Here is a 23,574-nt window from a genome sequence, read left to right on the forward strand (position 1 = left end):
GCCGTTTTGGGCCCGTCCATCCCAGCCAGGTATTACTGAAAGCCAACGATGAATTTTGCCGCCACTGCCGCCCTCTCGCTCGCCATGTCCACCGACGCCTTTGCCGCCGCCGTCGGCAAGGGCGCCGCGCTGCACAAGCCACAATGGCGCGAGGCGCTGCGCACCGGCCTGATCTTCGGCGTGATCGAGTCGATCACGCCGCTGATCGGCTGGGCCCTGGGCCGCGTGGCCGCGCCCTACGTGGCCGCCTGGGATCACTGGCTGGCGTTCAGCCTGCTGGGCATCATCGGCGTGCTGATGATACGCAATGCCTTGTCCAATGCCGAAGAAGAAGAGGAACCGGCACGCAGCCATTCCTTCTGGGTGCTGGCTGTCACCGGCTTTGCCACCAGCATCGACGCCATGGTGGTGGGCGCGGGCCTGGCTTTGCTGGGCGCCAATATCCTGGTCACGGCCGCCGCCATCGGCTTTTCCACGTTCGTGATGGTCACCATCGGCGTGATGCTGGGCCGCGTGCTGGGCACGGTGGCCGGCCGGCGCGCCGAACTGGTAGGTGGTTTGATCCTGATCGTGATCGGCTGCCTGATCCTGTACGAACACCTGGGTCACCCGGCTGCCTGAGCGCCTCTGCCAGTTTTCCTTGCCAGCTTTCCCTGTTCAGCACCACCGCCATCGATTATGATGCAGACACTGCCGCAACAGACGGCAGCCTTGTTGTATTGTCCTGCCATAGCGCCCTGAAAGCAGCAACCATGAATCAGTTCAATGAAGGCGATATCGTCCGGGTCAAATGCGGTGGCCCCGACATGACGGTGGTATGTGTCGATAACAATTATTTCTCGCAAGACGACAAACCGCTGGCCGTCTTCTGCATCTACGAAAAAGACCATTTCCTGTTCGAACAGGCATATCCCGAATATGCGCTCGACATCGTGCGCTACGAGCGGCGGCGCTATACGCGCGAAGACCAGCAGACTGGCAGTTAAGTACGCGAACGCACACAGACACCCTTGCACGCATGCTAGATTCATGACTCTGTGTTGAACCACCGCGAGGAGACTGTCATGGAAACGCTGGAACTGCTGTTTGCGTCCCTGGTCAGGGAAACCGCCGAGTCCATCCGTGATCGCCATCTGCCGTTTGCCATCAAGAATGACGAGGCCGCTTGTTTTGCGTGGATGGATGCTCATCCGGTGTCAGGCTATGTGCAGGAAGCCTACCGTGAAATCGAGGAAACGGCGCTGCAGATCCGCGCCATACGCGCCGGTTGATCGCCTGGCGGCAGCGGTTATAATGCCGCGTTGATATGGTTGCCTGAGTGAACGAATGGAAGATGTGAACGTACCGCTGGTGTTTCTGATCGCCTGCGCGCTGATCGCCTTGCTGGCCAAAAAGAACGGCCATTCCGGCTACTGGTTTTTTCTCGCCGCCATCCTGCCCAGCGTGCCGCTGTTGCTGCTGTTGCCGCACGTGGTGGGCGCCGACCTGGCCATGCAGCCGGCCGTGAGGCTGCCGGTGGCACTGCTGGCGCCATTTGTCTGCCTGCTGTGCGCCTTGCGGCGCAAGCGTCAGCGCTGAACCGGCTCAACGCATCGGTGCGCTGTCGGCCAGGCGCCAGCCGATGGACAAGGCCACTTGCTGCGCCTCTTTTTCGTTGCTGCAATCATCATAATCGCAGGTGTCCTCATACGCGCCGCAGGCATGATTCTGGCTGATGAACGAGCCTACCCAGCGGCCGTCACGGCGCTGGGAAGCGGTTGCACTGATGGTGAATCCTTTGTGGATGGTGGGATTTTCCAACGACATCATAATTTCCTCCGCTAAAAAAACGTCAGCCACCTGACTTGACTCCAGTGTGCCGCAACGCAGCATCATGGTCTGTACGCTTGCCCACATTCCGCGCATGCGAACCCGGTTGACGCCCGGATCGGGTATGATTTCGCCATGTGTGGACGATTTGATCAGAACGACACGGCGCGCACGCAGGCCGCCAGTTTCGGCTGGACCGACGCTGTCTTCGACAGCGAGGCCGAACCGCACCTGAATGTGTCGCCCGGCACCTACCGCCCGGTGATGCATATCGAAAACGGCGTACGCCGTGTCGATGATGTGTTCTGGGGCTACCGCCCCGCCTGGGCCACCGCCGCCGAACCGGCGCCGGGCAGGAAGAAAATCCCGATCGCCATCAACGCCCGCCTGGAAAAACTGGCCGGCAGCTATTGGAAACCCTTGCTGCGCAACGGGCGCGGCATCGTCTGCGTGCACGGCTGGTATGAATGGACCGGTGAAAAAGGCGCGAAGCAACCCTGGCATATCCACCGCCGCGACCGCGAACCCTTGTTCCTGCTGGTCCTGGCGCACTTTGGCCCGTTCAAGCACCACCGCGAGGAATCTGGGTTCGTGCTGATCACGGCCGACAGCCTGGGCGGCATGGTCGACATCCATGACCGGCGGCCGGTGGCCGTCAGCTGCGAAGACGCGCACCGCTGGCTGAATCCCGCACTGACGCCGGACGCAGCGCTGCACCTGGCGCGCACCTGCATGCTGGATGCCGAACTGTTCGCATGGCATGCGGTCGACAACCCGCTGGTGCCGGCGGCCCGCGCCAGAAAGACGCCGGCGCCACCCCCGGGACAGGCATCGTTCGACTGGAATGCGGACTGATCTCTAGCGCGCCAGGCGCCGCCACAACGCCTCGACCGGCCCCTGCCTGAAACGCGCCAGCCAGCAGCGGCTGATAACTATTTGCGCCACCATGATGGCCAGCGCCAGGGCCAGCATCTCGATCGGGCGCAGGCGCGCGCCCCATGCCAGTCCCCAGCCTTGCAACAAAAAGGTGCCCAGCAGCGACTGCGCCAGGTAATTGCTGAGCGCCATGCGCCCGACCGGCGCCAGCCAACGCGCCAGCGCCGCCATCAGCGCGGGACCGGCCAGCATCAAGGACGCCACATAGCCGGCCGCCAGCAGCGGCCCGCCTGCATACAGCAGCAGCTCGAACAGCGTGCTGTTGTAGTTTGTTTGATATGGATCAATTGTTTGCTGCAGCAGCACCGTGGCGGCCAACAAGTTGAACGGCAAGCCCAGCCCCAGCCCAACGGCGAGCACGCGGTGCCACACATGGCGATGGCGCCGCGGCTCGGTCAGCCAGCCCAGGCGCACCGACAAGATGCCCAGCGAGAACAGCACGATGACATGCGGCAGCATCACGATCACGAACAGCATCTGCATGGCGTAGTCGCGCACGCGCAGGGCCGCCACCGCCAGCAGGCCGCCCTCGGTATAGATGGCATAGCGGCCGGCAAACTCCTGCAACTGGCGCGTGGTGTCATCCGCGGTCATGCTGGGGCTGACCGGATACAGCAAGGCCATGAACAGCAGGAAGCCGCCCGCCAGCAGCCAGGCCAGGTTACGGACGCGGCCCAGCCTGGCGGATGCCAGCGACAGGATCAGCATGCCGCCCAGCGCATAGGAACTGAGCACGTCGCCGCTCCAGATCAAAAAACCATGCAGCAGGCCGATCAGCAGCAGCCAGCGCAGCCGCCGCTGGTAGGCAGCTTGCGCGGCCTGCCAGCTGCCCAGCTGCTGCCTGAGCGAGCGCGTATGCAGCGCAAAGCCGGCGCCGAACAGGAAGGCAAAGATGGGGTAGAACTTGAACTCGGCAAAGGCCGCCACCAGGAAGATGGCGGCCTGGTCCAGCCATGGCGCCGGTGTGGGCAAGGTGCCGTAGCGCAAGGACAAGGTGCCCCAGGCAAAGCCCCATATATTGACCAGCAGGATGCCGAACACGGCGATGCCGCGCAGCACATCGAGTTGCGCCAGCCGGCCCGGCCGCACGCTCATCGGCTGGCGCGCGCCAGGGTCGGATAATCCTCTACCCGCAGGGTGAAACCGGCGTCATTCGAGCGCAAGTGCGCGTGGCCGCCGAACGGCAAGGTCACGCGGCGGCGGATATGGCCGAATTCCAGGCCCGTCAGCACCGGCACGGGCAGGTGTCCACGCACATAGGCCAGCATGGCCTCGAAATCGTAGCCGTTCTCCATCGGCCCCAGTTTATAGCCTGAAAAGTCGCCCAGCAGCACGGCTTGCTGGCGGCCAAGCACGCCCGCATGCAGCAGTTGCAGCAGCATGCGCTCGACCCGGTAGGGGTGCTCGTTGACATCTTCCAGGAACAGGATGCCGCCGTCGATCTGGGGGAAATACGGCGTGCCCAGCAGATGCACCAGCATGGCCAGGTTGCCGCCCCACAGCTTGCCACGCACATCGACCTGGGGATTGCCATTCGATACGCCCGTGACGGTATGCGTGGGACCTGCCAGGCAGGACCACAGCTGGTCCAGGGTAAATTGTTCCGGCTCGTCGCGCACAAAATCATCGCAGATCATGGGGCCGGCAAAACTGGCGCGGCCGGTCCTGGCCATCAGGCCCATGTGGAAGGCCGTGAAATCGCTGTAGCCGACAAACAGCTTGCCGCTGTCGGCCATGGCCTGGAAATCGATCTCGGGCAGGATGCGGCTGATACCGTAGCTGCCGCGCAAGGCCAGCACCACCTGCACTTCGGGGTCCTGCGCGGCGGCATTGAGTTGCGCCAGGCGCCCTGCTTCCGTGCCGCCGAAGCGCTGGAACTTGTGCGCCGGATCGTAGTAATTGTGGACGGTGGCGCCTTGCGCCTGCAGGCGGGCGATGCCGCGCGCCAGCGCCGCCTCGTCGGGCGCGTAACCGCCGGGCGCCACGATGGCGATGCCGATTTCAGGAGTACTCAATATAGTGGTTCCGGACAGTGGAGGAGTGTTCCGCTCAGGCTGGCTGCGAGCGCATCTGGGGCGCCATCTTACCGTGCAGATGCACATCGATCAAGGCGAGGATGCGTTCGATCAGCTGTGGCGGCAGGTCGTGGCCCATGCCTTCGATCACTTCCAGCCGCGCGCCCGGAATCAGCGAGGCCGTATCGATGCCGCAGGCGAGCGGGATCAAGGGGTCGGCCGCGCCGTGTATCACCAGGGTCGGGCAGGCAATGGTGGGCAGCAGGGCCACCCGGTCGCCCGAGGCGCCGATGGCCACCATCTGGCGCAGCACGCCATCGGGACAGTTGGCGCGGGCCAGCGCCAGCGCGATACGCTGGTGCAGCACCTTGTCGGCAACGGGATAAGCGGGGCTGCCCAGGGCGCGCACGGTGGCAGCCATATGCGCCACCAGTTCGGCCTGGCTGGCGTCCGCCTTCGGACGTTTCATCAAGGCATTACGCGCCACCCTGGTCGGGCCAGGCAAGCCGCGCCGGCTGCTGCTCGACATGATGGACACCAGGCTCGGCACGCGCTCGGGGGCGCGCGCCGCCATCACTTGCGCGATCATGCCGCCCATCGACACGCCGACCAGGTGGGCCTGGGCGATACCCAGGGCCGACAGCAGGCCCAGCGCATCGTTGGCCATGTCGTCGAGCGTATAGGAACTTTTCAGAGGCCAGCCCAGTTTGCTTTTCAGATAGGCCAGTGGCAGGCTGGGCTTGCCGGCATGCGTCATCTTGCTCGACAGCCCGACGTCGCGGTTGTCGAAGCGGATCACGCGAAAGCCCTGTTCGACGATGCCGTCGACAAAGGCGTCTGGCCAGGCGACCAGCTGCATGCCCAGGCCCATGATGAGCAGCACGCAGGGGTCTTGCGGATCGCCATGGCTTTCGTAAGCGATATCGAGGCCGTTGGCCTGGGTAGTTGCCATGATTGCCTTTCCGTTCAACGGCCGCGAGCACCAGCGCCGCGGCCGTGGGATCAGCATAGCATTTTACGGCTGGAACGGCATTACTTGACGCGCGGCAGGCTATCGGCCAGGTCGTTCCACGCTTGCGGCTGCGGCTTGCCGCGCTCGCGCACGCCGAAGAAGGTCAGCACCTGCGTGCCTTCCTTGTCGAAAAACTCGATCGAGGTCACGCCGCCGCGCTTGACGACCCAGCCGCTGCGCAGGGCCGTGTCGCGGATATGCAGGTTGAAGTCGGGATCGAGCACATTATAAAAACCGCCGGCGGCCATGGTTTTTGCTATCTTGCCACTGTAGATCTGCGTCAGGCCCTGGTTGCCGAGGAAGACCATGATGGCGACCTTGTCTTTCGCCGCCTTGTCGAGCAAGGTGCGCAGCGCTTCCGGCGTCACGCGTTCGACCATGCCGGCCGGCGCCAAACGCAGCGCCTGTTCGCGGGTGAGTTTGAATTCACGCAGGATTTGCGCAAACTGGTGCACGTCCGTCATCTCTTTCCAGGCCAGCTGGAATTCCTTCAGGTCGACCTCGGCGTCGGGCTTTTCCGCCGGCCTGGCCACGGCGGCCAGCACGTTCAGCTGGCTGTCCTGCTGCGGCGCGCGGAATGTGGCCACCAGCTGGTCGAACACGGCCACGCCCGCCTCGCTGCGCACATAGACCTTGTGTACCGAGTCGCCCTGGGCGTCAAAAAATTGCAGGCTGCGCGACAGCTTGCCGTCGCGGCCCGGCTGGGCCACGGCAAACGCGTATTTCCAGTTTTCAAAGTGAAAGCGCAGGTCGATCGCGCCGCCCAGGTAGCCGCCGGCGATATTGCGCTCGCGCGCTTCTTTTTCGGGATCCTGCTTGGCATCGGTCTGGTCCGACTTGTCGCCGGCCTGCTTGAATTTGCTGGCAACGCCGGTGGTTTCGATCACACCGTTTTCATTGCGCGTGATGGCTTGCACCAGGCCCAGGTCCAGCGCGGCGCGCATGATTTCGCGCGGCTGGTTGCCATCGGCCTGCAGGCGCGTGACGCCCTGGCCGAGATTGGTCGCCAGCAGCTGCGCTTCCGAGGCGCCCAGGGCGCGCGCCGCATCGCGGATCTGCAGCTTGGGCTGCTCGGTGCGCAAGGTGGACCAGCGTTCCGCCAGGTTGGCTGGGGCCTGTGCTGAGGAAACGTTTGCGATCAGCAGGCTGCCTAGCAGGGAAAGAACGAGTTTGGATAAGGTCATGAATAGTCCATGTTGTTGAACAAGAAAAGAGCGGCACGGATAGCGCCGCTCCTGGTGAAAAACTGCTTAGTAATTGACGCTCAGGCTGGCCGCCACATTACGGCCCGGCTTGGCATAGCGCTGGATTTCGCTGAGGTTGGCCGCCGACGTGCCGGCCGCCAAGGTGCGCGAGGCGGCGTAGTCCCAGTACTTGCGGTCCGTCAGGTTGTACACGCCAACGATGATCTTCGCGTTCTTGTGCACGTTCCAGTAGGTCGACAGGTCAAAGATGGTATATGCCGGCACCTTGTAGCGGGCCGTCGTCACGCCCGAAATCACGTCATTGGGCGCCTGCTTGCTGTCCGCATGCACGGCCGTCAGCGCCAGGCCGAACAGCTGGTTCGCGTGGTCGTAGCCGAAGGTCAAGGCAGTCTTGGCCGGCGCCACCGAAGCCAGGCCGTCGCGCAAACCGGTCTGGCTATTGGTGGCGCGGCCCTTGGCCACGCCGGTGGCCAGCTCAAACCGATAGCCTTGCAAACCTGGCGCAAACGCGCCCAGTTGCGCGCGCAGCGCCAGCTCGCCGCCTCAGGTGCGGGCGTTGCCGACATTTTCAGGACGGAACAGGCCTTGCACGATGGTGGGGTAATTGACCGGATCCGGGTCCTGCCCCACGTATTCGACCATGTCCTTGTAGTCGGTACGGTAGACGGAAGCGTGCAGCGCCAGGCCTTTCACGACATCGCCCTTGACGCCCAGTTCATAGGCGTTGCTGGTTTCCTTGCGCAGGTTTGGGTTGCCCAGCACGGCGTAACCGGTGCCGGTGCCCGTGTAGCTGAACGAATCATAGGTGCCGGTACGCTCGGCCGCCGTCGGCAAGCGCGTGCCGCGGCTGAACGTGGCATAGGCGTCGATCTGCGGCAGCACTTCCACCGACAGGGCCAGGCTCGGCGTGACGGTGGTATCGCTTTCCTTGCGGATTTCCTTCGCCGCAGCCGGCACGGCGATCACATAGTTCTGCAGGTTTTTCGGATCCAGCGTGCGGCGTTCGACGCGCAGTCCCGGCGTCAGCACGGCCTTCTTGCCGCCCAGGCTGAAGGTGTAGTCGTCGCGCGCATACAGCGCCAGCTTGCTGCTGTCCATGTCGGCCATGCGGTTCTTGCGCGTGATCTGGTGCACGCCGGTGGCCACCACCGTACGGTCTTCCAGCCATGGGCGGCGCGCCTGGTTCTGTTCGATCTGCAGGCCATAGACCAGGGCATTGGCCTCATTGACCTGCTTGAATGCTTCGCTGGTCAGGCCGATGGTGTCATTCTTGAAACTGGTGTCGATGGCGCGCTGGTACAGCACCCGTTGCGAGATATAGCGCGCGTCGGTGTGGTCCTCGATCTTCGACTTCTGCACGTAGACCTTCGAGGTCAGGCGGTCGAACAGTGCCAGGTCCTTGAGCACCACGTCGTGGCCGAGGCTGACCCGGGTGCGGCGCGTGGTCGAATCCTGGAAGATGCCGTCCGGATAGCTGGCGGCGGTGATCTTGTTGTTGACGTCGCGCTTGTTCTTGCGCTCGAACATGTCGATCGTCAGGTCCAGCTTCTGCTCGCCCGGCAAGGCCCACACCAGCTTGGACAGCAAGGCGTTCGAGTGCCAGTCGTCCGGATTGACCGGCGTGCTGCCGGCGCTGTCGGTGGCGTCGCCATCGCGGCGCACATATACCGCCAGGCCCTGCAGGGTCGCGCCGATCTTGGCCGCGCCGGTCACGGTATGCGCATTGCTGCGGTTGGCGGTGGTGCGGCCGAATTTGTAGCCGACATACGTGTCCTGCCCCTCGCCCAGGTAGTCTTCCGGCGACTTGGTAATAAAGCTGACGCCGCCACCCAGGCCCGGGCTGGCGCCGCTGACGGCGGTGGTGCCCGAATCGATGCGCACTTCGCGGAACGTTTCGGGATCAAAATAATCGCGGCCGGTGCCAAAGGCGTTCAGGGTCGAGCCGTCCGGCTTCGGCGCCGCATCGGGCAGCGCAATGCCGTCGACGTCCAGGCTGACCCGGTTGCCTTCCAGGCCGCGGATGTTGTAGCCCGTATTGCCGGCGCCATCCCACACATTGCCGCCGCCCGAGTTGGCCACCGGCGCGCTGATCAACGGCTGGTAGCGCACGATGCCGCCCATTTCCGTCACGTTCTGGCGTTCCAGGTCTTCGCTGCGGATCACGGTCTTGCTGCCGGCGCGGCGCTCGTATTCCTGGCGCGAGTTGACGACGATTTCCGGAAAGGTCGGCAGTTTCGAGGGTTCCTGCGCGGCCGTGCCGGCATTCACGGCAACCGGCGCGGCGGTTTGGGCATGCGCCGGCAGCAGCGGCGCGGCAAACAGGCCCAGCAAGGCGGCGCGCAGCACCAGGTTGGGACGACGGGCGGGACGGAAAGCTTGGGATACGACAGGCGCAGCGCTACGCTGCAGTGGCACGATAGTCATGATGGTCCGGTGTCAGAGTAAAGGCTGGCTCAGACCGGGGCGCATCATGGGTGCGCGGGCAGTTCGCTGGCAAAGGGGAAGCAATACTGTGACACGAATCATTCTCATTTGAGAATGGCGATATCGTCCACGTACAGGTTATTTCGCAACAGTTATCAAAGAATATTAATTGCAGAGTGACTACATGTCACCCTGCCCTGCTTATTCCGCTTTTGCAGCGGCAAGCTTGCGCGCCTCGGCCTGGGCCCGGCGGCGCTCGACAAAAAACGCCCGCAGGAAGTCGCCGCACTCTTCCGACATCACGCCGCCGACAATCGCGGTCTGGTGATTCAGGGCCGGCTGGTCGAACAGGTTCAGCACCGAACCGCAGGCGCCCGTCTTGGGGTCGCTGGCGCCGAACACCACGCGCGACAGACGCGCATGCAGCATGGCGCCGGAGCACATCACGCACGGCTCCAGCGTCACGTACAGCTCGCAGCCGGGCAGCCGGTAGTTGCCGAGCTTTTCCGAGGCCGCGCGCAACGCCATGATTTCCGCGTGCGCGGTCGGATCATGTTTGCCGATGGGCTGGTTGTAGCCCACCGCGATCACCTCGCCATCCTTGACGACGACGGCGCCGACCGGCACTTCGCCCAGGTCCCAGGCGTGCTGCGCCTGGTCCAGCGCCAGCCGCATGTAGTGACGGTCAGTATCCGGCACCGGCGTTTCAGTCATCGGTCACTTCAGCCCAGCAATTCGGGGTTTCATGCAGCACCAGTTTGTGTAGGTGCAAGCCGGTGCCGAAATGGTCGGTAAACGCCGCCTTCAGGATCTCGAAAGCGATGCGCGCCAGGTTTTCCACGGTGGGAATGCGGTCGATGACGACAGTTTTATGGTCGGGCAGGCTGGCCAGGAAGTCGCGCACGGCCGTGTCTTTTTCATAGACCAGGAAGGCATGGTCCCAGACATCGACCAGGTGTTGCTTGGCCAGCGTCTTGACGTCGGAAAAGTCCATGATCATGCCGTTGTCGGAATTGCCTTCGGCTTCGATGACCTTGCCGACCAGGGTGATTTCCACCGTATAGCGGTGGCCGTGCAGGTTGCGGCACTGGCTTTTATGGTCGGGAATGCGGTGGCCCGCGTCGAATTCGAGCTTGCGTGTGATAGTCAGCATAGTGTTTTTATTAAGGTATTTGCAGGAGTTTATGGGTTTGCAGGCTCAGCTTCCATTTCGGATTGCTTTTGCAGGTCTCGATGGCCAGCTTCATGTTTTGCGCGGCCAGCAGGCCATCCATGGCTTGCACATAGAAATTCTCGAAGTCCAGCTGTTCGTAGGCGGCCAGGTCTTGCTGGAATTGCGGGATCACCACCTTGATCTCGTTGCCCTTGTGCACCACCAGGGTAGAACCCATCTTCGGGCTGACGCAGATCCAGTCCACGCCGTCGGGCACCGGCAAGGTGCCATTGGTTTCGATGGCAATCGTGAAACCGACCGCGTGCATGGCGGCGATCAGCGCGGTATCGAGTTGCAGCAGCGGCTCGCCGCCCGTAAACACCACGTATTTGCTGGCGGTGTAGCTGGTGGGCCACAGGCTGTCGATCAGCGCGGCCAGTTCCTGCGGCGTCTTGAACTTGCCGCCCAGTTCACCGTCGGTGCCCACGAAATCCGTGTCGCAGAACTGGCACACGGCGCTGGCGCGGTCGCTTTCGCGGCCGGTCCACAGGTTGCAGCCCGAAAAGCGGCAGAACACGGCGGGACGGCCCGCATGCGCACCTTCGCCCTGCAGGGTGTAAAAAATCTCTTTGATGCTATAAGTCACTGTATTTCCTAAGAGCGGGCCGGCGCCCTCGCGCATGGGCGGGCAAACCTGGCCTGGGCCGCAAAAGCCGATTGACAACCCTCTATTATAAGCTGGCGCGGCGCTTCCCGTGCAAACGCCGTGCCGGCCATGGCCTGGGCACGGAAACAACACTCGCCACCTGCAGTGCAGCATTTTGCGCCCGGTTTGCGCCGGCGCAAACCGGGCCGCTTCCCGCAACTGTATTTTTAATTAATGATATTGCCGAATGGAAAACACCTTGCGCCCGGGGAACTGCATGCCTGCCGCCAGCGAGTCCGCGAACCACCTTGTCAACCTGCTCAGCGCGTGCGCCGTGCTGCTGGGCGTGATCGCCCTGCTGCTGCTGTGGCGCCTGCGTGAGCTGTACGCGCAAATGCAGGACGACCAGGTAACGCTGCAGCGAGCGGAACACGCGCTGCATCTGGCCCGTCGCCAGCTTGACCAGATGGCCGCTGACCGGCAACACATCCAGGCCCGGGAGCGCCGCCGCCTGGCGCGCGACTTGCACGATGACCTGGGCCAGTATCTGCTGACGCTCAAAATGGATGTCGCCAGCTTGCAGGCCCATGCCGACGGCACCACCAGCCGCCTGGCCCACACCATGCAGTTCATGGCCGGCAATATCGACAAGAGCATCGCGGCCTTGCGCTGCGTGATCGCCGGCCTGCGCCCTCCAGCGCTGGAGCAGGGTCCGCAAGCCGCCCTGCGTCAACTGCTGGCGGAGTTCACGCGCGCCACCGGCATTCCCGTCAAACACGCCTTCGTGCTGGCCGATGCACACCAGGCCAGCCTGGGCTTGCATGAAACCGTGCTGTACCGCGCACTGCAGGAAGCGCTGGCCAATATCGCGCGCCATGCGCAGGCCACGCAGGTGCAGGTGCGCCTGCAATGCCAGGGCAGCTTGCTGCAACTGTATATCGCCGACAATGGCATCGGCATGCGCGACGTGACGGCGCGCACCGGCTGTGGACTGGCCGGCATGGAAGAACGCCTGCAGGAAGCGGGCGGCGTGCTGCGCCTCGCCAGCCGGGTCGGTGCCGGCACCACCTTGCAGCTGTCGCTGCCGATGCTGGCCGGGCAAGGCGCAGCGCCGGTCCGAGTCGCTTGACGATGGCTATTTATTGCCATTTATCAATATCTATTACTTGCCGCACTGCATCATTAACCCCTGCCCACTCCCGCCACCACCTCACGCAAGGAAGCACCCATGCCGGACACCCACGCAAGCATGCATGCGGCGCCAGCAGCGCCTTATGCCGCATCGCATGATTTTGCCGTCAAGATGATGGAAATGCTGGTCGTACCGACCTTTGTCCTCGATGCCCACGGCAAGATCATGATCTGGAACCGCGCCTGCGAACAGCTGACGGGCGTGCCGGCCGCCGAGGTGCTCGGTGGCGACCAGCACTGGCGCTGCTTCTATGCGCAGCGGCGGCCGACCCTGGCCGACCTGCTGCTGGCCGGACACGGCAACACGCTGCCCGTGCCTGCCGGCCAGCAGTCCTGCCGCAGCGGCACCGGCGAGAACCTGTGCGCCGAAAACTGGTGCGACATGCCGCGCACGGGCCGGCGCCGCTACCTGGCGGTGGACGCCAGCCCCATCTATGGCAAGCATGGCGAGCTGATCGCCGTGGTGGAAACCCTGCGCGACATCACCGAGGAGAAGCGCGCCCAGGCCGCGCTGGAACGCCTGGCCATGCACGACGGCCTGACGGGCCTGGCCAACCGCCGCTGTTTCGACGACACCGTGCAGGCGGAATGGCAACGCGCCCAGCGCCAGCAACTGCCCTTGTCCCTGCTGATGGTCGACGTCGACAATTTCAAGCAATACAACGACAGCCACGGCCACATGAAGGGCGACGATTGCCTGCGCAGGGTGGCCGGCGCGGTGGCCAGCGAGATGCGCAGCAACGACCTGGTGGCACGCTACGGCGGCGAAGAGTTCGCCGTGATCCTGCCAAACCAGTCCCTGAAAGGCGCCGCCATCGTGGCCGAGCGCATACGCCATCGCGTGGAGCGGCTGCGGTTGCCAAGCGACCATGCCGGCACGCCGTGCGTGACCGTCAGCATCGGCGCGGCCACCGCCCTGCCCGGCGTTGGCACGGAACCGGCGCAACTGATCCATACGGCCGACAGCGCGCTGTACCGCGCCAAGCACCTGGGCCGCAATCGCATCAGTTTGCCTGAAGTGGCAAGCTGCTGACATGCCACAAGACCAAATTTGATATATATTTGGTCGCATCAACCCAATCATGATGGGAGCCAGCATGGACGCCACCGAACGCATCAAACCCATTTCCTATTTAAAAGCCAATACGACCGAGATCGTCAGCGGTTTCGATAGTGGCCAGCATGATCCCATCATCATCACGCAAAATGGCGAAGCCAAGATGGTGGCGCTGTCCATGCACGCCTACCAGGAAAACAAGCGCCATTTGCGGCAATTGCGTGAACAGCATGCGTTCATGAAGCTGATCGCCATGGGCAATGCCGACATCGCGCGCGGCGACACCGTGACGGAAGACGATTTCCTGGCCCGGCTCGACCAGGATTGACATGACCCGCATCGTCATGCTGAAAAGTGCCGAGCTGGACTTCAAGGAACTGTGCCATGACTTCAAGGCCCGTCATGGCGCGCCAGCCTGTGCGGCATTCAGGGACTCCTTCAAAACCTTGCTGACGGACCTGAACAGTCTCCCGACAGCGGCGCACCCGTCACCGAAGCCACTGCCGTCGGCATGCTGATACGCCAGCGCATGTGCGAGCAGGTGCGCGTCGTGTATCACCATGAGCAGGCCGGCGAAACGATTTATATCCGCATGTTCCTGCTCACCCAGCGCAACTTCCTCGAACACCTGACCAACCGCATACTGCGCCCCGGCTTTTGACACGCTCGGCTTCCCCTATGCACGACAGCAAGATTATTCTATGCTGCGGCGTTGCACTTTCAACTTATCCCGAAAGAAGGAGCCCTACGTGTCAAGAATGATTCCTGCATTTGCCCTGGCTTTGTCGGCCATGGCGTCATCCGCCATCGCCCAGCAAGCGGCCACCACCCCGCCGGGCAAACCTGCCAGCGCCAACAGCGCTGCCGCCGCCAGGGCCGACCTGCTGCCGTTCAGGGCGACCGAAAAAACGCTGGCCAATGGCCTGAAAATCATCGTCGTGCCGACCGGTTTTCCGAATATCGTCTCGCTGCAGATTCCCGTCCAGACCGGTTCGCGCAATGAAGTCGAGCCGGGCAAGTCCGGCTTTGCGCATTTCTTCGAGCATATGATGTTCCGCGGCACCAAGGCTTATCCGCCCGAGCAATACCAGGAGATCATCACCAGGGCCGGCGCGCGCCAGAACGCCTACACCAGCGACGACCTGACCAATTACCACACCACCTTCGCGAAAGACGACCTGGAAACCGTGCTGAAGGTGGAAGCGGACCGCTTCCAGCACCTCGATTATCCGGAAGACGCCTTCAAGACCGAATCGCGCGCCGTGCTGGGCGAGTACAACAAGAACAGCGCCAATCCGGTGTCGAAACTGTTCGAAGTGATGCGCGACAGCGCCTACACCACGCATACCTACAAGCATACGACGATGGGCTTCATCAAGGACATCGAAGACATGCCGAACCAGTACGCGTATTCGAAGCTGTTCTTCGACCGCTGGTACAGGCCGGAACGCACCACCATCATCATCGCCGGCGACGTCGAACCGCAAAAAGCCATCGCGCTGGTGGAAAAATACTGGAGCAAATGGCAGCGCGGCAAGCAGCAGGCGGCCGTGCCAGCGGAACCGGCGCCACGCGGCCCCGTCTACAGCCATGTCGCCTGGCCGACGCCGACCCTGCCCTGGGTGGCGGTGGGCTTCCACGCACCGGCGTTTTCCGTGAAAGACAAGGACCAGGCCGCGCTGGCGACCCTGCTGTCGCTGTCGTTCGGCCGCACCTCGCCGTTGTACCAGCGCCTGGTGCAAAACGAACAGAAGGTCGATCAGTTGTTCGACATGACGCCGAACCGGGTCGATCCGACCCTGGCCGTGATCGGCGCGCGCGTGAAAAACATCGATGACGCCGTGTATGTACGCGACGCCATCCTGAAGACCGTGGCGCAATTGCGCGACACGCCAGTCAGCGACAAGGACCTGGCGGACGCCAAGTCGGCGCAAAAATACGGCTTGATCCGCTCGCTCGACAATACCGAGCAGATCGCCGGCACCCTGGCCTCCTACGTGCATTTCGACCGGTCTTATGCCACCATCAACCAGTACTACCGCCTGCTCGACACCCTCACGCCAGCCGACCTGCAAGCGGCCGCACGCGTCTACCTGACGGACGAGCGCCTGGTCGTCACCACCCTGTCGAACCAGGCCATGCCGGCCGCGATCGCCACCACGCCAAAGCTGGCCAGCCTGCTGCCGGCCGCGCCGACGGCGAAATTCGACGTGCTGGTGCAAAAATCGAGCTTGCCGCAAATCCGCTACAAGTTGCTGTTTACGGTAGGCTCGGCGCAGGACCCGCAGGGCAAGGAAGGCCTGGCCGCGCTGACGGCCGCGATGGTGGCCTCGGGCGGATCTGGCCAGCGCAAGATCGACGAGATCAACCAGGCCCTGTTCCCGCTGGCCGGCAGCTTCAGCCAGCAGACCGACAAGGAAATGACGACGTTTACGGGTGCCATCCACAAGGATAACTGGGCGCAGTTCAACCAGATCGCCCTGCCGCAGCTGCTGTCGCCGGGTTTCCGCGAGGATGATTTCCGCCGCCTCAAGGATGGCCAGAAGAACGCGTTGCTGCTGGACCTGAAGGACAACAACGAGGAAGAATTCGCCAAGGAACGCCTGCAAACCAATGTGTATGCGGGCACGCCGTATGGCCACCCGGTGCTGGGCACCCTGGCCGGCATCGAGGCAATCACCCTGGACGACGTGAAACAGTTCTGGAAGAGCGCCTACGCGCAAGGCGCGGTGAAAGTGGGCATCTCCGGCGACGTCAGCGACGCCATGACGGCCTCGCTGACGCAGGCGCTGGCGCAGCTCCCAAGCGGCCCCGGCTTGCCGGCCAGCGTAAAACCGGTGGGCCACAAGGCGCAGGGCCTGCAAGTGGAAATCATCGAAAAAAACACGCGCGCCACCGCGATTTCCTTCGGCCAGCCGCTCGACGTGACACGCACGCACCCCGACTTCCCTGCCCTGTGGCTGGCGAAAACCTGGCTCGGCGAACACCGCGCGTCGAACTCCTATCTGTACCAGCGCATCCGTGAAATCCGCGGCATGAATTATGGCGACTATGCGTATATCGAAGCCTTCCCGCGCGGCATGAACCAGTTCTTCCCCAGCCCCAACCTGGGCCGCAAGGCGCAGCTGTTTGAAATCTGGATCCGCCCGGTCGCGCCGGAAAACGCCCACTTCGCGCTGCGCGTGGCCTTGACGGAATTGGGCAAGCTGGTCGACAACGGCCTGACGCAGGAACAGTTCGAGACCACCCGCGGCTACCTGATGAAAAACGTCTTCGTGATGACCTCGACCCAGGACCAGCAACTGGGCTACGCGCTCGACTCGCAATGGTATGGCACGCCCGAGTTCACCAAGCTGATGCGCGATGGCCTGTCGAAGCTGACGGTGCTTGATGTCAACCGCGCCATCAAGCGGCACTTGTCGGCGCAGAACCTGTCGGTGGTGATGGTGGCCAAGGATGCGGCCGGCCTGAAGGAAAAGCTGGCCAGCGATGCGTTTTCGCCGATCAAGTACGACGGCAACAAGCCGCAAGCCTTGCTCGATGAAGACAAGGTGATCGGCGCGATGAAGCTGAACATCCAGCCGGAAGCCATCGTGGTGACGCCTGCGGCGCAGGTGTTCGCCAGGTAAGTTCGTCATCAAGGGCGGCGGCCACCCGATGGCCGCCGCAGGGCTCTCGCCCCGTCCAGCCTGCTGAAGCAGGCCGGTCACGTACCAGCCGGCGATTCGACCAGATTCGCCGGCACATCCCCTCCCCAATCTTCCACTACCCACACGTCTTGAAGAGCGCCGGTGTGCCGCTCATTTGCGTCTGATATGCATACCCATATCTCAACATGAATATTACTAATACTTGAATGAGATCAATTCACTTTACGCCTGTCAATAACTCGGCATAAAATACGCAATACTCATCATCACAGTTATTATAAATACTGTCGAGCGGCAAGAACAACAACAATATTTAAAACACTGAATAAACCTATTCAGATTTTTCGCAGAAATCAGGACACAGATCACCATGAGCAAAGATTTTACCTTCAGCATCAAAAGCATTTGTTTCGATGAAAACTATCATCCGGCAGATAATACGCGCATGACGACCAATTTTGCCAATCTGGCCAGAGGACTAAGCCGCCAGGAAAACCTGCGCAATACGCTGAGAATGATCGCCAATCGTTTCAACAACCTGGCGCATTGGGACAACCCGAACGGCGATCGTTACGCTGTCGAGCTCGACATCATTTCGGTCGAGATGAATATTGATGCCGAAGGCAGCAATAATGCGCTGCCTTTGATCGAGATATTGAAACCGAATATCATCGACAAAAAAACCGGCGAGCGCATTGATGGCATTGCAGGCAATAACTTTTCATCCTACGTGCGCGACTACGACTTCAGCGTGCTGCTGCCAGAGCACAACAATAACAAATCCAGCTTCAGCACGCCCGATAATTTCGGCGATTTCCATGGCAAGCTGTTCAAGCACTTTGTCAACTCAAGCACTTACCAGGAGCATTTCAAGAAGCCGCCGGTGATCTGCATCAGCGCCTCGAGCAGCAAGACCTATCATCGGACCGAGAATCAGCATCCCATCCTGGGGGTCGAGTATCAACAAAATGAATTCTCGTCGACGGATCAGTATTTCGAAAAAATGGGCATGCAGGTGCGCTATTTCATGCCGCCCAACAGTTCCGCACCGCTGGCTTTTTATTTTATCGGCGACCTGCTTGGCGACTACACGAATCTTGAGCTGATCGGCACCATCAGCACGATGGAAACATTCCAGAGGATTTACCGGCCCGAGATCTACAATGCCAATTCCGCGGCGGGAAAGCTTTATCAACCCAGCCTGAAGAACCAGGATTATTCATTGACGCAAATTGTCTATGACCGGGAAGAGCGCAGCCAGTTGGCTGTCAAGCAGGGAAAATATACGGAAGAGCACTTCATCAAGCCATACAAAAACATTCTCGAACAATGGGCTGCGAATTACGCGCTCTGATTAACCAAATACACAAAGTCATCCATCATGAAAAAATTATTGCCTACTTCAACTGCCGGCAGCTTGCCGAAACCTTCCTGGCTGGCAGAACCAGAAAAATTGTGGTCGCCCTGGAAACTGCAAGACGAAGAATTAATCGAGGGCAAACAAGATGCTCTGCGTTTGTCACTGCAGGAACAACAGCACGCGGGCATCGATATCGTCAGCGATGGCGAGCAGACCCGCCAGCATTTTGTCACCACGTTCATCGAGCATCTGAACGGCGTTGATTTTGAAAAACGCGAGACCGTCAGGATACGTGATCGCTATGATGCGAGCGTGCCGACAGTCGTCGGCGCCGTGAGCCGCCAGAAGCCGGTGTTTGTCGAAGACGCCAAGTTTCTACGCCGGCAGACCAGCCAACCGATCAAATGGGCCCTGCCGGGTCCGATGACGATGATCGATACGCTGTATGACAGCCACTACAAGAGCCGCGAAAAACTGGCCTGGGAATTTGCCAAGATCCTCAATCAGGAAGCCAGGGAACTGGAGGCCGCCGGCGTCGACATCATCCAGTTTGACGAACCCGCCTTCAATGTTTTCTTCGATGAGGTCAATGAGTGGGGGATTGCCACCCTGGAACGGGCGATTGAAGGGCTCAAATGCGAAACCGCCATCCATATTTGCTATGGCTACGGCATCAAGGCCAATACGGACTGGAAAAAGACGCTGGGCTCCGAGTGGCGCCAGTATGAAGAATCGTTCCCCAAGCTGCAGCAATCGAGTATCGACATCATCTCGCTGGAATGCCACAACTCGCTTGTTCCGATCGACCTGATTGAACTCATACGCGGCAAAAAAGTGATGGTCGGGGCGATTGACGTGGCCAGCAATACCGTCGAAACGCCAGAGGAAGTCGCCGCCACCCTGCGCAAGGCGCTGAAATTTGTCGATGCCGACAAGCTCTACCCTTCCACCAACTGTGGCATGGCGCCCTTGCCGCGTGACGTGGCAAGAGGCAAACTGAGTGCCCTCAGTGCGGGCGCAGCAATCATCCGCGCAGAACTCTCGCGCTAGTTTGCGCGGGCGCTGCTGATCCAGCAGTGGCGCCACCTGGCTGACGAGCAGATGGCCTTCCATTTGCTCGACCGCCTCAACTTCCAGCATTTTTTCGGGCGGCGCCACGGCAGCCCGATTCCCGTCCTCACCACAGCCTGATCCAGGCAAGTACCGCGACGGCGGCACCATCTACCCGCAATCGTATTGCTACTACGGGACCGTCCAGCCAGGCGATGCCGGCAGCCGCAGCACGGCCGCGCCGCGCCGCGCCGTATGATCCGGGTTACGCCACCACCGGCTACAACGAAGGCCTGCATAACAACTATGGCCGTTACTTCTCCTTCAATGCCCGCTACACGTTTTAATTAAACGCAGCGGTAGTAACAAGCGGACGCCTCCCTCGGGAGGCGTTTTTATTGGCCACGCGCTTTGCGCCGTCCCAGCGCGGCGGCGGCCAGCAGCACCGCCGTCGCCGCCACCGCATACGGCGCCCCCGCATGCAGGCCATACAGCCAGGCGCCCGCCAGCGGACCGCCCATGCGCGCAATCGACTGTTGCGCCTGGTTCGCGCCCTGCACCTCGCCCTGGCGTCCGGCCGGCGCCGCGTCGGCGATCAGCGCGCTGACGGACGGCTGGAACAGGCCGTCGCCGAAGGTGAACATGGCGATGCCGCAGGCCAGCAGCGGCAGCACGGGAAACAGGCCCAGCAGTGCCAGCAGCAGCAAGCCGCACGCATTGATCAGCAGGCCGGCCGTGGCGACGCGCCGTTCGCCAAAGCGTGGCAGCAGCCAGGTCGCCACCAGCCCCTGGCTGACGATATCCATCACGCCGATACCGGCCAGCACGAAACCGATGGCGGCGGGCCCGAAAGCGAGCAACTCCTTCAGCATCACCGCCAGGTTCGATTGCAGCACCACGCTGCCGAAGGCAAAACAGAACACCACGCCGAACAGCAGGCGCAAGCGCCGTTCACGCAGGGCTGCGGCCAGCTGGCTGATGGCGTTGAAGCGGCCGCCTTGAGGGGGCGCACTGCGCTTGCCAGGAGGCAGGCTTTCCGGCAGGTAGCGCTGGACCAGCCAGGCGTTCACCAGCGCCAGCGCGCTGGCGCCATACAGCGGCGCGGACAATGATAGCTGCCCCAGCAAGCCGCCAAGCACCGGCCCCAGCATGAAACCGAGGCCACCGGCCATGCCCAGCAGGCCAAACGCGGGGCCACGCTCGGCCGGGGCATGGGTATCGGCGACATAGGCGTACAGAGTGGAAATACTGCCGGCCGTCAGGCCTTCCATCACACGGCCCAGTACCAGCACCCACAGCGCGCCGCCGATGCCGAACACGGCAAAACCGATGGCCGAGCCGCACAGCGACAGCAGCAGTACCGGGCGCCGGCCATGGCGGTCGCTCAGCGCGCCCAGCACGGGCGCGGCAACAAACGAACACAGCGCATGCACGGCCAAGATCAGCGCGACCCAGAAAGCGACCTCGCCGGCGGCAACATAACGCGCCACCGAGAACGGCAGCACGGGAATAATCAGGGTAAAACCGGCGAAATTGAGAAAGACGGACAGCAGCAAAATGCCGGTGCGGCCCTTGAAGATGGCGGTGAAACGGGTGGCGAGCGAGGTCGCCGCTTGGGGATGATGCATGTACTGCTCCTGGGCTTGGCCCGACCGGAGCGGTTCATCGACATGAGAACCACACGGACGAACCACGGACGCCAAACGGCATCCAGATTCGTCGAGGGGACTCATGCATAAAGCAAGGAACAGAACTTTCACCTGTAACAATGAAAGGATTTGGGCTTACCTATGACCAAATCTGCCTTTTCCGACAAGGGCATTCTAGGGCATGCGGAAAAAAATTGCCAGACAGATCCGCGGTCAGTGGCCGGCGCGCGACACCATGCCGTCCAGGATCAGGTCGATTCCCACCAGAAAATCAGCACGGTCGTCGTGCGCGCTCATCTGCGCCGCGACACTGCGCACGAAGGGATAGGCTTGCGCATCGAGCTGCGACCAGCTGGCGGCCACCGCACCCAGTACCTCGGCCCGGCCGGCGCCGCGCAGACGGGCGGCCTGGGCGTTGGCGGCGTTCTGGCCGCCGACGCCGAGTATGTAGTTCAGCAAAGCCGAGATGGTGGCCCAGTGTTTTTCCGGTGCCACGCCCAGCGCGCGCACCTGCTGGCCCAGGCATTCGATAATGCGCACCATCGTCAATTGCCCCGCCGTCCAGGTCAGCGCCGCACCGATCCAGGGGTGCGCATCCATCGCGTCGAACATGGCCAGCGCCACGCCGCGCACGGTCTGTGCGGGTGCCGCGCCAGCCGCGCCCAGCTCCACCGTGCGCGACACGATGGCGTCGCAGGCCGCCACCAGCAGGTCGTGCTTGCTGGCGATATACCCGTAGATGGCGCCCGGCCCGGTGGCCAGCCGTTCGGACAGGGTGCGGAAGGTCAGCGCGGCCTCGCCCCCGCTGTCGAGCAACTCGATCGAGGCGGCAATGATGCGCTCGCGCGACAGCGCATCGTCGCGGCGGGGGCGGCGTGGTGTTTTTTCAGTCATGCCGCATCTTGACACAAATGGAATTCCATTCCAATATATTGGAACGACGTTCCAAACTATGATCAACCAGGAAAAACCACCATGAAAACACCGGTCACCATTATCGGCGCGGGCCTGGGCGGCCTCGTGCTGGCCCGCGTGCTGCATCTGCACGGCATCGCCGCCACGGTCTACGAAGCGGAAGCCTGCGCCACTTCGCGCGCGCAGGGCGGCATGCTCGACATCCATGACTACAACGGCCAGCTGGCCCTGCAGGCGGCGGGGCTGATGGCACAATTTCACGCGCTGATCCTGGAAGGCCGGCAGGCGATGCGCGTGCTGGAGCGCGACGGCACCGTCCTGCTCGACGAACCCGACGATGGTTCGGGCACGCGCCCGGAAGTACAGCGTGGCGAGCTGCGGCAAATGTTGCTCGACTCCTTGCCTGCCGGTACCGTGCAATGGAATCACAAGGTCAGCAGTGTGGCTGCGCTGGGCAATGGCCGTCACGCCGTCGCGTTTGCGCATGGGGCCACAGTTGAAACGTCATTGCTGGTGGGCGCCGACGGCGCCTGGTCGCGGGTACGGCCACTGCTGTCAAACGCGACACCAGGCTATATCGGCACCTCGTATGTGGAAACGTGGCTGCACGATGCCGGGGCGCGGCATCCGGCCAGCGCGCAGATCGTCGGCGGCGGGCAGATGTGCGCGCCGGCACAGGGTCATTCGATCATGGCGCATCGCGAACGCGGCGAGACCTTGCACGCCTATGTCATGCTGGCCAGGCCGCTGGCCTGGTTTGACGATATCGATTTTACGGACCAGGCCGCGGCCGGCGCGCGTATTGCAAGGCAATTCGACGGCTGGGCGCCGGCATTGACGGCCCTGATCACAGACAGCGACACGGCGCCACTGTTGCGCCCCCTGTACGCCCTGCCCGTCGATCACCGCTGGGAGCGGATAGCCGGCGTCACCCTGCTCGGCGACGCGGCCCACCTGGCCGCCCCGAATGGCGAAGGCGCCAACCTGGCCATGCTGGACGGCGCCGAGCTGGGCCAGGCCCTGGCCGCCCATCCGGAAGATGTCGAGGCCGCATTGGCAAGTTATGAGCAGGCCATGTTCAGCCGCAGCGCACAGGCAGCCATCGAGGGCGAGCAGCTACAACGGCTGCTGACCGGCGACAATGCGGCCGCCAGGCTGGTCAGCATGCTGACATCATGAACCGCCATCGCCATGGAAACATTCCCACGCCGCCGCTTCGATATCCTCGATGACATTGCCGTCCTCGTCCGTCACCGTAAACTGTTGCTGGCAACCGCCCAGGCTGGCCGCGCCGTCCAGCGCCAGCAGCATGGTGTACACCGTGTCGCGCACCACCGTGTCCAGGATGGCTGTCAGCTGCCGCGCCTGCTGATCATCGAGTCCCAGCATGGCGATCTTGGCGGCAACTTCGCTGCCGGACGCACGCTGCGTGAAATCGTTGACCAGCTCAGCCCTCAACGCATTGCAGTGGCCGGCGAATTGTGCGCCATCCATGGCCGGCA

29 protein-coding genes are annotated in these 23,574 nt (G+C 62.5%); 16 read left to right on the forward strand and 13 right to left on the reverse strand.

Annotated elements, in window-relative coordinates; genetic code table 11:
* The first annotated feature begins 48 nt into the window (after positions 1 to 48).
* From mntP to ACP7B7_RS13055, 4 genes are all read left to right on the forward strand, one after another.
* Positions 49 to 621, forward strand: a complete 573-nt coding sequence (gene mntP, locus ACP7B7_RS13040; protein ID WP_308921319.1) for a manganese efflux pump MntP — start codon at positions 49 to 51, stop codon at positions 619 to 621.
* A 131-nt stretch (positions 622 to 752) separates the two neighbouring features.
* Complete coding sequence (locus ACP7B7_RS13045; RefSeq protein ID WP_426076932.1) at positions 753 to 986, forward strand: DUF2158 domain-containing protein; 234 nt, start codon at positions 753 to 755, stop codon at positions 984 to 986.
* A gap of 78 nt (positions 987 to 1,064) precedes the next feature.
* Positions 1,065 to 1,271, forward strand: a complete 207-nt coding sequence (locus ACP7B7_RS13050; protein WP_426076933.1) for a hypothetical protein — start codon at positions 1,065 to 1,067, stop codon at positions 1,269 to 1,271.
* 55 nt (positions 1,272 to 1,326) lie between these two features.
* The gene (locus tag ACP7B7_RS13055; protein WP_426076934.1) at positions 1,327 to 1,578 is read left to right on the forward strand and encodes a hypothetical protein; all 252 of its coding nucleotides are present in this window, start codon (positions 1,327 to 1,329) and stop codon (positions 1,576 to 1,578) included.
* A gap of 6 nt (positions 1,579 to 1,584) precedes the next feature.
* On the opposite strand, the gene ACP7B7_RS13060 is transcribed toward ACP7B7_RS13055, so the two are convergent.
* Complete coding sequence (locus ACP7B7_RS13060; RefSeq protein WP_308921323.1) at positions 1,585 to 1,875, reverse strand: hypothetical protein; 291 nt, start codon at positions 1,873 to 1,875, stop codon at positions 1,585 to 1,587.
* Between the two features lie 69 nt (positions 1,876 to 1,944).
* Here ACP7B7_RS13060 and ACP7B7_RS13065 point away from each other — a divergent pair, with 69 nt between their 5' ends.
* The gene (locus ACP7B7_RS13065) at positions 1,945 to 2,664 is read left to right on the forward strand and encodes an SOS response-associated peptidase family protein (protein WP_426076935.1); all 720 of its coding nucleotides are present in this window, start codon (positions 1,945 to 1,947) and stop codon (positions 2,662 to 2,664) included.
* 3 nt (positions 2,665 to 2,667) lie between these two features.
* Here ACP7B7_RS13065 and ACP7B7_RS13070 read toward each other — a convergent pair whose 3' ends face one another.
* The 9 genes from ACP7B7_RS13070 to queE form a co-directional block, all read right to left on the reverse strand.
* Positions 2,668 to 3,840, reverse strand: a complete 1,173-nt coding sequence (locus ACP7B7_RS13070) for a DUF418 domain-containing protein (protein WP_426076936.1) — start codon at positions 3,838 to 3,840, stop codon at positions 2,668 to 2,670.
* The gene (gene ldcA / locus ACP7B7_RS13075; RefSeq protein ID WP_308921326.1) at positions 3,837 to 4,760 is read right to left on the reverse strand and encodes a muramoyltetrapeptide carboxypeptidase; all 924 of its coding nucleotides are present in this window, start codon (positions 4,758 to 4,760) and stop codon (positions 3,837 to 3,839) included. The genes ACP7B7_RS13070 and ldcA overlap by 4 nt, the downstream gene beginning before the upstream one ends.
* Positions 4,761 to 4,794: 34 nt before the next feature.
* Positions 4,795 to 5,712, reverse strand: a complete 918-nt coding sequence (locus ACP7B7_RS13080) for an alpha/beta fold hydrolase (RefSeq protein WP_308921327.1) — start codon at positions 5,710 to 5,712, stop codon at positions 4,795 to 4,797.
* Between the two features lie 80 nt (positions 5,713 to 5,792).
* Positions 5,793 to 6,956, reverse strand: a complete 1,164-nt coding sequence (locus tag ACP7B7_RS13085) for a hemin-degrading factor (RefSeq protein ID WP_426076937.1) — start codon at positions 6,954 to 6,956, stop codon at positions 5,793 to 5,795.
* Between the two features lie 66 nt (positions 6,957 to 7,022).
* Positions 7,023 to 7,472, reverse strand: coding sequence for a hypothetical protein (locus ACP7B7_RS13090; RefSeq protein WP_426076938.1), 450 nt, complete (start codon positions 7,470 to 7,472; stop codon positions 7,023 to 7,025).
* A 48-nt stretch (positions 7,473 to 7,520) separates the two neighbouring features.
* Positions 7,521 to 9,401: a TonB-dependent receptor domain-containing protein gene (locus ACP7B7_RS13095; protein ID WP_426076939.1), complete on the reverse strand. Its 1,881-nt coding sequence runs from the start codon at positions 9,399 to 9,401 to the stop codon at positions 7,521 to 7,523.
* A gap of 201 nt (positions 9,402 to 9,602) precedes the next feature.
* A complete protein-coding gene (gene tadA / locus ACP7B7_RS13100; protein WP_426076940.1) occupies positions 9,603 to 10,115 on the reverse strand; it encodes a tRNA adenosine(34) deaminase TadA in 513 nt (170 codons plus the stop codon).
* Positions 10,108 to 10,554: a 6-carboxytetrahydropterin synthase QueD gene (gene queD / locus ACP7B7_RS13105; RefSeq protein ID WP_035819191.1), complete on the reverse strand. Its 447-nt coding sequence runs from the start codon at positions 10,552 to 10,554 to the stop codon at positions 10,108 to 10,110. The genes tadA and queD overlap by 8 nt, the downstream gene beginning before the upstream one ends.
* Before the next feature lie 10 nt (positions 10,555 to 10,564).
* Entirely contained in the window at positions 10,565 to 11,200 is a 636-nt protein-coding gene (gene queE, locus ACP7B7_RS13110) for a 7-carboxy-7-deazaguanine synthase (protein ID WP_308921331.1), read from the reverse strand.
* Positions 11,201 to 11,477: 277 nt separating this feature from the next.
* On the opposite strand from queE, the gene ACP7B7_RS13115 reads away from it, so the two are divergent.
* From ACP7B7_RS13115 to ACP7B7_RS13160, 10 genes are all read left to right on the forward strand, one after another.
* Entirely contained in the window at positions 11,478 to 12,329 is an 852-nt protein-coding gene (locus ACP7B7_RS13115) for a sensor histidine kinase (RefSeq protein WP_426076941.1), read from the forward strand.
* 99 nt (positions 12,330 to 12,428) lie between these two features.
* Complete coding sequence (locus ACP7B7_RS13120; protein WP_308921333.1) at positions 12,429 to 13,424, forward strand: sensor domain-containing diguanylate cyclase; 996 nt, start codon at positions 12,429 to 12,431, stop codon at positions 13,422 to 13,424.
* 64 nt (positions 13,425 to 13,488) lie between these two features.
* The gene (locus ACP7B7_RS13125; protein ID WP_308921334.1) at positions 13,489 to 13,776 is read left to right on the forward strand and encodes a type II toxin-antitoxin system Phd/YefM family antitoxin; all 288 of its coding nucleotides are present in this window, start codon (positions 13,489 to 13,491) and stop codon (positions 13,774 to 13,776) included.
* Between the two features lies 1 nt (position 13,777).
* Entirely contained in the window at positions 13,778 to 13,966 is a 189-nt protein-coding gene (locus tag ACP7B7_RS13130) for a hypothetical protein (RefSeq protein WP_426076942.1), read from the forward strand.
* Positions 13,960 to 14,109, forward strand: coding sequence for a hypothetical protein (locus tag ACP7B7_RS13135; RefSeq protein ID WP_426076943.1), 150 nt, complete (start codon positions 13,960 to 13,962; stop codon positions 14,107 to 14,109). Before ACP7B7_RS13130 ends, ACP7B7_RS13135 begins: the two co-directional genes overlap by 7 nt.
* 97 nt (positions 14,110 to 14,206) lie before the next feature.
* Entirely contained in the window at positions 14,207 to 17,077 is a 2,871-nt protein-coding gene (locus ACP7B7_RS13140; protein WP_426077000.1) for a M16 family metallopeptidase, read from the forward strand.
* A gap of 391 nt (positions 17,078 to 17,468) precedes the next feature.
* The gene (locus ACP7B7_RS13145; protein ID WP_426076944.1) at positions 17,469 to 18,452 is read left to right on the forward strand and encodes a DUF1852 domain-containing protein; all 984 of its coding nucleotides are present in this window, start codon (positions 17,469 to 17,471) and stop codon (positions 18,450 to 18,452) included.
* Between the two features lie 27 nt (positions 18,453 to 18,479).
* A complete protein-coding gene (locus tag ACP7B7_RS13150) occupies positions 18,480 to 19,508 on the forward strand; it encodes a methionine synthase (protein WP_426076945.1) in 1,029 nt (342 codons plus the stop codon).
* 15 nt (positions 19,509 to 19,523) lie between these two features.
* A complete protein-coding gene (locus ACP7B7_RS13155; RefSeq protein ID WP_426077001.1) occupies positions 19,524 to 19,649 on the forward strand; it encodes a hypothetical protein in 126 nt (41 codons plus the stop codon).
* 74 nt (positions 19,650 to 19,723) lie between these two features.
* Positions 19,724 to 19,855 (forward strand): hypothetical protein, encoded by a 132-nt coding sequence (locus tag ACP7B7_RS13160; RefSeq protein ID WP_308921338.1) that lies wholly within the window; start codon positions 19,724 to 19,726, stop codon positions 19,853 to 19,855.
* A 48-nt stretch (positions 19,856 to 19,903) separates the two neighbouring features.
* Here ACP7B7_RS13160 and ACP7B7_RS13165 read toward each other — a convergent pair whose 3' ends face one another.
* On the reverse strand, positions 19,904 to 21,136 hold the full coding sequence (locus ACP7B7_RS13165) for an MFS transporter (RefSeq protein ID WP_426076946.1): 1,233 nt from the start codon (positions 21,134 to 21,136) through the stop codon (positions 19,904 to 19,906).
* Between the two features lie 234 nt (positions 21,137 to 21,370).
* Positions 21,371 to 22,051 (reverse strand): TetR/AcrR family transcriptional regulator, encoded by a 681-nt coding sequence (locus ACP7B7_RS13170; protein ID WP_426076947.1) that lies wholly within the window; start codon positions 22,049 to 22,051, stop codon positions 21,371 to 21,373.
* Positions 22,052 to 22,132: 81 nt separating this feature from the next.
* On the opposite strand from ACP7B7_RS13170, the gene ACP7B7_RS13175 reads away from it, so the two are divergent.
* Complete coding sequence (locus ACP7B7_RS13175; protein ID WP_426076948.1) at positions 22,133 to 23,251, forward strand: FAD-dependent oxidoreductase; 1,119 nt, start codon at positions 22,133 to 22,135, stop codon at positions 23,249 to 23,251.
* Here the strand turns inward: ACP7B7_RS13175 and ACP7B7_RS13180 are convergent.
* Positions 23,246 to 23,566, reverse strand: coding sequence for a hypothetical protein (locus ACP7B7_RS13180; RefSeq protein ID WP_426076949.1), 321 nt, complete (start codon positions 23,564 to 23,566; stop codon positions 23,246 to 23,248). The two genes, ACP7B7_RS13175 and ACP7B7_RS13180, sit on opposite strands and share 6 nt — an antisense overlap.
* Positions 23,567 to 23,574: the final 8 nt, after the last annotated feature.

This window comes from Janthinobacterium sp. PSPC3-1, assembly GCF_049896105.1.
Taxonomy (GTDB): Bacteria; Pseudomonadota; Gammaproteobacteria; order Burkholderiales; family Burkholderiaceae_D; genus Janthinobacterium.